Genomic DNA, 6,786 nt, shown 5'->3' on the forward strand with positions numbered 1-6,786 from the left:
GGATCAGGGAGCCGGGATTGATGCGATCCAGACCGGCGTGTTTGGGGGCGGTGCCGTGGGTGGCCTCGAAGATGGCTGCGTTATCGCCAATGTTGGCGCCGGGGGCCATGCCCAGGCCCCCCACAATGGCCGCGGCGGCATCGGAGATGTAGTCCCCGTTCAAGTTGAGGGTGGCCAGCACCGAATACTCCCCCGGTCGGGTTTGCAACTGCTGGAACACGCTATCGGCAATGCGGTCGTCCACCATCACCATCCCGCGCCAGCGGTCGTGACCGTGGGATTCGCCGATGCTGTCCAGGATGCCCCGCACCTCTTCACAGACCGCCTGCTGTTTGGCGGGGGTGAGGTTGTCGTAGCCGGGGTCGATCTTGCGGGCATTGTCTTCCACCGACAAGCCGGGATCCCTGGCCAGGTTGTCCAACACCCAGCTTTCCCGCTCCGTGACACACACGGCGCGGAACTCCGTTGTGGCCAACTCGTACCCCCAGTCCCGGAAGGCCCCCTCGGTGAACTTCATGATGTTCCCCTTGTGGACCAGGGTCACATGGCGTTTGCCCCCCTCCAGCCCCAGGGCATGGCGGATGGCGCGGCGCACATGGCGCTGGGTGCCCACCTTGCTCACCGGCTTGATGCCCAGGCCGGAGCCGGGGCGCAGTTGGCGGTTCCCCAGCTTGCTACTGGCCGGTATCACCGTCTCGTTCAGGTGGCGCAGCAATTTCTGACCCACCGGGTCGTCAGCGGCCCACTCCACACCGATGTAGATGTCTTCCGTATTCTCCCGATACACCACCACGTCCAGTTCCTCCGGGCGCCGGTGGGGGCTGGGAGTACCTGGGTAATACCGGCAGGGACGCACACAGCAGTACAGGTCAAACAGTTGCCGCAACGCCACGTTCAGGGAGCGGATGCCGCCCCCCACCGGGGTGGTGAGGGGTCCCTTGATGGCGATGCCGTATTGACGGACGGCGTTCAGGGTGTCCTCCGGCAGGTACTGCAGGTCCCCGTAGACCTGACAGGCCTCGTCACCGGCATAGATTTTGAACCACTGAATGCGACGCCTGGCGCCGTAGGCAGCCTGCACGGCAGCGTCCAGCACCCGCCGGGTGGCGGGCCAGATGTCCACGCCGGTGCCGTCCCCGCGAATGAAGGGAATAACGGGCTCATCAGGGACAACGGGGCGCCCGGCCTCGAAGCGGATGGCGCTCCCCGTCCGAGGCGGGGTGAGCTTGGTGAAACCGGACATGGCGGCGCTGGCGGACATGAAGACTGCAAGAATCCTGCAACTCTATTCCCCGGTCACCAAGCCCCGCCGTTTTGGAGACGTAAAACCGCCTGTGGAACCGCGAGTAAGACGGGTTCAGTTCCCCTTGGTTCTGGAGATGCACCTCTCCCGACCCAGTTTATAGATCCGGAAACGCTCCTTACGGGTCATGCGCTCAAGGTTCAGTGAGTCGGCAAACTCCGAGGCCATGGTCAGCGGGGAATCTTGACCCATCGCTCTCATGGCGCTGAGAAGGTCATTATCGCTCATGCCCTTGTAAACGTCAGGATCATTGCGCCTGGTTTGGTGGGCAACGGCGAGAAAGCAGGGGTCAATCACTTCCTGGATGATCTCCTCGTTGATGTCAAGGCCGACGTCACCATAGGCATAGGCATAGGCGGCGCCGGGAGCGGCCAGGAGAGGGAAGAGGATGAAAGCCATGACGATCACTGACGCCATGAGCCGGAAGAGCCTAACGACGGCGCGGGAGCAAGGCAGCCTCATGGACATGTTGCGTGGCCTCGTTCAAGGTACACCTGCTCTCCCTTCTTGGAGCGCGCCAGGAAATGGTTGCATCTAAACCCATGCCGATAGGTCGTGACGTGATTGCCGTTGTGGGGGCCGGAAGCGTGGGCAGCGTCACGGCCTGGTGGCTGGCCCGCTGTGGCGCCCAGGTGGTGTGGATTGCCCCTTCCCATGGCCAGGGCGCTGGGCCACCGTCCAGCAGTCTGGCGGCCCTGGGGGTGTTGATGGGCCATTGCAGCCGGCGCCTCCGTGGCCGAAGCTGGCGGTTGCGGCGCACCTCCCTTGCCCTGTGGCGCCAGTGGTTGCCCATGTTGGGGGCCGTCCCCCGGCAATGGGGGCTTACGGTGCTCTGCCACCAGCCCGACGAGGTGGAGCGGCTCCGGGCGCTGGCGCGCCACCGTCGAGGGGAGGGCTGCCCTCTGGCCTGGCGCACCCGGGACGACCTGCTCGACTCCTGGCCCACCCTGGCGGCCGCCGATCTGCAGGGTGGTCTCTGGTCGCCCCAGGACGGCCAGTTGGATCCCGCCCCGCTGTTGGCGGCCCTGGCCGGGGATGCCAAGCGCCTGGGTGTCCAGCGCTGGCCCGCCCAGGTGACGGGCCTCAAGCCCGACGGTGGAAGCTGGCGCCTTCAACTGCAAGCCGCTGATCCCGCCGTCCCCGCAACCCTTCCGGCCTCAGCCGTGGCGCTTTGCACAGGGTTGGGCGCTGGCCCGTTGTTGGCGACCCTGGATCCGGCCATCCGGTTGAACTGGCCCATGCTGCCCGTGCTGGGCCAGGCGGCTGAACTCCACTGCCCCATGCTGCCGCCCCAGGGCTTGCCAGGGCCGGTGGTGTGGCGGGGGGTACACTTGATCCCTCGTCCCCAGCCCCGGCAGTTGTGGATAGGGGCAACCGTCGAGCCCGGTGACCGGAGCCAGACCCGTTGCTTTGATCGGATGCTGCAACTGGACGGGGCAGCCCCTCCGTGGCTACGGCAGGCTCGGGTGTTGCGCCGCTGGCAGGGGGTGCGGGCCAGGCCCGTGGGCCGCCCGGCGCCACTGTTGACAACCCTGGCGCCGGGGTTGCTGCTCACCAGTGGCCATTACCGCAACGGCATTCTCCTGGCGCCGGCCACAGCCGCGTGGACCGCCCGGCAACTGGGTTTCCCGCCGCCAGACGCCCGGCCAGGGCCGCCTGGGAACGATTCAGGACCATCGATGATCGCCTGACAACCATGTGTCGATGGGTCTGAATCGGCGCTGTACACGCCCTTGCATCCCTGTCCCCAGTAGTTACTTTCAAGGGTGACTTGTCCTTGTCCTTCAATATGGGGATTGTCCCATGACGCCAGGACAACCATCCTCTCGACTCCTCGCTTCACGGCGGCTAAGGCGCGCCAGCCGGGAAGATAGTCTTGCCAACCTCCCCTCGGCCGAGTTGGCCAAGGCCTACGTGACGGGAGAAGACGTCTACCTGGGGCAGGGACGCTGGTGGAGGTGGAAACGGGACGGCATCCCCGGTTGGCTGGCCCCTTTTCTCCAGGAAACAGGATTGCTGGAGGCATGAGCCTGTCCGGGCCGCCCCGTCAATCCCCCACACAGTGAACACTCACCACCCGTGTCTGGGGCTTGGCGCGGTGCTCCATGAGGTAGATGCCCTGCCACTGGCCCAGCAACAGACGCCCCTTGGTAAAGCTGAGGTTGAGGTGGGTGTTGGTGAGCAGGGTGCGAACATGGGCAGGCATGTCGTCAGGCCCTTCGTTGCTGTGGAGGTAGGGGCGAACAGCCCCGCGCCCACTGAGGGAGCGGGCGCCTTCCCCGGGAGCGAGAGCGGCCAGATGGGCCAGCAGGTCCGCAAGCACGTGGGGATCGGCGTTTTCGTTGATGCAGAGGCTGGCGCTGGTGTGGAGACAACTGAGGCAGACCAGACCTTGTGCGAGTCCACTGTCGGCAAGAACAGCGGCAACGTTGGGGGTGATGTGGATGAAGCCTTGGCCGGAGGTTGAGATGCTGAGCTGCTGCAGGTGTTGAGCCATGGGCGCTCAGGCGGAAGGCATGTCGGACACCACCACGGGCAGGCGCTCCGGCTCCCGCTGCCGCCCTTCCTCCTGCTGACTCACGAGGCTCACCGCCTCCTGCAGCAAGGAATCGAAGGTCTCTCCCGGGAGCCGATGCCGCGCCACTTCCATGAAGGTGCGGGAGATGGACTCACCGGCTGCAGCCATCAACTGGGGGTTGGTGCGCCGGCTGTTCTGCTCTTCTTCAATGGCCTTCATGAAGCGGGCGGTCACGTCCCGCTTGGTGCAAGCACGGATCACCGCATCCCGTGGCGTGGTCTCCAGGTCCGCTTCCAACTGGGCAATGCGCTGCTCCAGACTGGTGAACACCTCCCTGGCTTCCCGGCTCAGGTTGGCCAACTGACCGTCACTCAGCTTGGGGAGATCCGCCACATAGACCCTGCCGTGGTCGTTCAGGGTGAGGAAGGGGGCCCGGGACGGGCTGGCGATGGTGCGCAGGGGCGGCCGCGCCTGGGGACGGCTGGCGGGGGGCTGAAGACTGGGGACTGGGGGGCTGGGGGGCTGGAGACTGGGAGGCTGGGGGTTGGGCAACCCGGCGGAACTGCGCCGGCGGGTGATGCGATTGGCGGGGAAGCTGGACGTCACGGTTAACTGGGGTTAGGGGATGTATGAACACGGTTCATCGCTTCAATTCTGCCACAGAAGACGGTTTTAAGCACCGCCGCCGGGCGGGGACTCAGAAGGGCAGCCCCTTGACGGGTCCCCGCCCCGCCAGCACCTCCCCAAGGCGCCAGGACTGCTGGCCACAATCCTGGCAGCAGGCCAGGGCATCATCCACCCTGTTGGGGGGCGCCACCAGGCAAAAGCCGATCCCCAGATTGAACGTGCTCCAAAGGTCGGCCTCCGGTATCCCCCCCTGCTGCTGCAACCAGCGGAACAGGGGGGGAACGGACCAACTGTCCGCATCAAGCGCCAAGTGCAGGTGGGCGTCTTCGGGAAGACAACGGGGCAGGTTGCCGGGCAAGCCGCCGCCGGTGATATGCACCATCCCGTGGAGGGGAACGTCCCGCTGGCGCAGTTGGCGCACCAGGGGGGCATAGAGACGGGTGGGCTCCATGAGTTGTTGGGCCAGGCTCCTGTTGTGCTCCGGATCCAGGCGCAGGGCATGGGGGTCCACGCCACTATGATCCAACACCCGTCGAATCAGGCTGAAACCGTTGCTGTGGGGGCCTGAACTGGCAACGGCGATCACCTGGTCCCCCGGTTGGATTTGGCGTCCGTCCACCAGGGCCGGGGCATCCACCACCCCCACGCAGAAACCGGCCAGATCGTAGCGGCCGTCTCCATAGAAGCCGGGCATCTCTGCGGTTTCTCCCCCCAGCAGGGCGCAGCCGCTGATGCGGCATGCCCAGGCCATGCCGTCCACCGCCGCCGCCAGGGCATCCTGGATCAGGCGGCCACTGGCGATGTAGTCCAGAAAAAACAGGGGATCGGCGCCGCTGGTGATCACGTCGTTCACGCTCATGGCCACCAGATCGATCCCCACCTGCCGGTGGCAGCCCCAGTCCTGTGCCAGGGCCAGTTTGGTGCCCACCCCGTCGGCCCCGGCCACCAGCAGGGGCTGTTGCAGACCGGTGGGCACACGGCAGAGTCCGCCAAAGCCCCCCAGATTGCCCACCACTTCGGGACGGCCCGTGCTGGCCGCCATGGCGCGGATCCGGGCAACAAAAGCGTTGCCCGCCTCAATGTCCACACCGGCGCCGCGATAGTCCATGGTAGAGCCTGTCAAAGTCCCGGTTTGATGTGGTAATCCTGCACAGCAACAGTGCGTTGGACCAATGGCTGGCCGCTGCCGGCGGCCCCGTCCATTTTGTCCCCACCATGGGTGGACTGCACGGCGGCCATCAGCGGCTTATCCGCGCTGCCTGTGGGGCGGGGGCGCGGGTTCTGGTGAGCGTGTTCGTCAACCCCACCCAGTTTGCAGCGGGAGAAGACTTTACGACCTACCCGAGACACCCTGACGGGGACGTTCAACAGGCGGGCGCCGCCGGCGCAGATGCCGTCTGGTTTCCCGCGGTGGAGCATGTCTACGACGATGCCAACCCGGACCACACCGACAGCGGCGGCAGGCCCCGGATTGAGCCTTCCCTGATCCGGACCCTCTGCGGCCCCTGGCGGCCGGGCCACTTTGAAGGGGTGCTCATGGTGATGGAGCGGCTCCTGGAGCGGGTGCAACCCGCCCTGGTGGTGATGGGGGAAAAGGACTGGCAGCAGCTCACGGTGTTGCGCCAGTGCCTGCCTGCGTTGCGGGAGAAGCGCTGCCGTCTGCTGCCGGTGCCGGTGGTGCGGGAAGAGGATGGTCTCCCCTGTAGCTCAAGGAATTGCCGCCTCGGCGCGGCGCAGCGGCGGCAGGCTGCCCTGGCGCCCCAGGCCCTGCAGGACGCGGAGGCCGCTGTGCAGGCCGGTGAGCGCCGCGCCGCTGTCCTGGAGCAGCTTGTGCGGGCTCGCCTGGAGGCCGCCGGACTGCGGGTGGACTATGCCCAACTGGTGCATCCCCTCACCCTGCAGCCCTGTCCGCGCCTGGATGGTGTGGCCCTGTTGGCGGCGGCGGTTCACGTGGGGCCGGCCCGCCTGCTGGATCACAGGTTCCTGCTGAGCCGCAAGCCCATCATCGCCATTGACGGCCCGGCGGGAACGGGGAAAAGCACGGTGACCCGCCTGTTGGCGGCGCGGCTGGGCCTTCTCCATCTGGACACCGGCGCCATGTACCGCGCCGTCGCCTGGCTCGTGCTGGAAAACCGGCAGCCCATCGGCTCCGGGAAAGCCCTGCAAAAGCTTCTGGAGACCATGGAGTTGCGGCTCGCCTGGGGAGACCATGGGCAGCAGGTGATCCGCATCAACGGGGTGGACGTGAGTGACGCCATCCGCCTCCCCCATGTCACCGCCACCGTTCCCCGGGTGGCGGCCCTGCCGGAGGTGCGCCAGGTGCTCACCCGGCAACAGC

General features: G+C 66.5%; 8 protein-coding genes. 3 read left to right on the forward strand and 5 right to left on the reverse strand.

Annotated elements, in window-relative coordinates; genetic code table 11:
* On the reverse strand, positions 1 to 1,243 hold a 1,243-nt coding region (locus BG35_RS0105100; protein ID WP_025781980.1), incomplete at its 3' end, for an NADP-dependent isocitrate dehydrogenase.
* A 114-nt stretch (positions 1,244 to 1,357) separates the two neighbouring features.
* Positions 1,358 to 1,702 (reverse strand): hypothetical protein, encoded by a 345-nt coding sequence (locus BG35_RS0105105; RefSeq protein WP_161632539.1) that lies wholly within the window; start codon positions 1,700 to 1,702, stop codon positions 1,358 to 1,360.
* A gap of 143 nt (positions 1,703 to 1,845) precedes the next feature.
* On the opposite strand from BG35_RS0105105, the gene BG35_RS0105110 reads away from it, so the two are divergent.
* Entirely contained in the window at positions 1,846 to 2,994 is a 1,149-nt protein-coding gene (locus BG35_RS0105110) for an NAD(P)/FAD-dependent oxidoreductase (protein WP_161632540.1), read from the forward strand.
* Between the two features lie 112 nt (positions 2,995 to 3,106).
* Entirely contained in the window at positions 3,107 to 3,331 is a 225-nt protein-coding gene (locus BG35_RS0105115) for a hypothetical protein (protein ID WP_025781983.1), read from the forward strand.
* A gap of 19 nt (positions 3,332 to 3,350) precedes the next feature.
* On the opposite strand, the gene BG35_RS0105120 is transcribed toward BG35_RS0105115, so the two are convergent.
* The 3 genes from BG35_RS0105120 to purM all read right to left on the reverse strand — a co-directional run bounded on the left by BG35_RS0105120 (position 3,351) and on the right by purM (position 5,556).
* A complete protein-coding gene (locus tag BG35_RS0105120; RefSeq protein ID WP_025781984.1) occupies positions 3,351 to 3,800 on the reverse strand; it encodes a secondary thiamine-phosphate synthase enzyme YjbQ in 450 nt (149 codons plus the stop codon).
* A 6-nt stretch (positions 3,801 to 3,806) separates the two neighbouring features.
* Positions 3,807 to 4,427: a DUF8655 family protein gene (locus BG35_RS0105125; protein ID WP_025781985.1), complete on the reverse strand. Its 621-nt coding sequence runs from the start codon at positions 4,425 to 4,427 to the stop codon at positions 3,807 to 3,809.
* A gap of 91 nt (positions 4,428 to 4,518) precedes the next feature.
* The gene (gene purM / locus BG35_RS0105130; RefSeq protein WP_025781986.1) at positions 4,519 to 5,556 is read right to left on the reverse strand and encodes a phosphoribosylformylglycinamidine cyclo-ligase; all 1,038 of its coding nucleotides are present in this window, start codon (positions 5,554 to 5,556) and stop codon (positions 4,519 to 4,521) included.
* 29 nt (positions 5,557 to 5,585) lie between these two features.
* Here purM and panC point away from each other — a divergent pair.
* Positions 5,586 to 6,786: pantoate--beta-alanine ligase (panC, locus tag BG35_RS0105135; protein ID WP_025781987.1), on the forward strand; the 1,201-nt coding region annotated here is incomplete at its 3' end.

Origin of the sequence: Candidatus Synechococcus spongiarum SH4 (genome assembly GCF_000586015.1) — a bacterium.
GTDB lineage: Bacteria > Cyanobacteriota > Cyanobacteriia > PCC-6307 > Cyanobiaceae > Synechococcus_B > Synechococcus_B spongiarum_F.

Bases quoted from the DNA above. Each gene is read 5' to 3' on its own strand.
- BG35_RS0105115 (WP_025781983.1), top strand. From the start codon at position 3,107: ATGACGCCAGGACAACCATCCTCTCGACTCCTCGCTTCACGGCGGCTA.
- BG35_RS0105110 (WP_161632540.1), top strand. From the start codon at position 1,846: ATGCCGATAGGTCGTGACGTGATTGCCGTTGTGGGGGCCGGAAGCGTG.
- BG35_RS0105120 (WP_025781984.1), bottom strand. From the start codon at position 3,800: ATGGCTCAACACCTGCAGCAGCTCAGCATCTCAACCTCCGGCCAAGGC.
- purM (WP_025781986.1), bottom strand. From the start codon at position 5,556: ATGGACTATCGCGGCGCCGGTGTGGACATTGAGGCGGGCAACGCTTTT.
- BG35_RS0105105 (WP_161632539.1), bottom strand. From the start codon at position 1,702: ATGGCTTTCATCCTCTTCCCTCTCCTGGCCGCTCCCGGCGCCGCCTAT.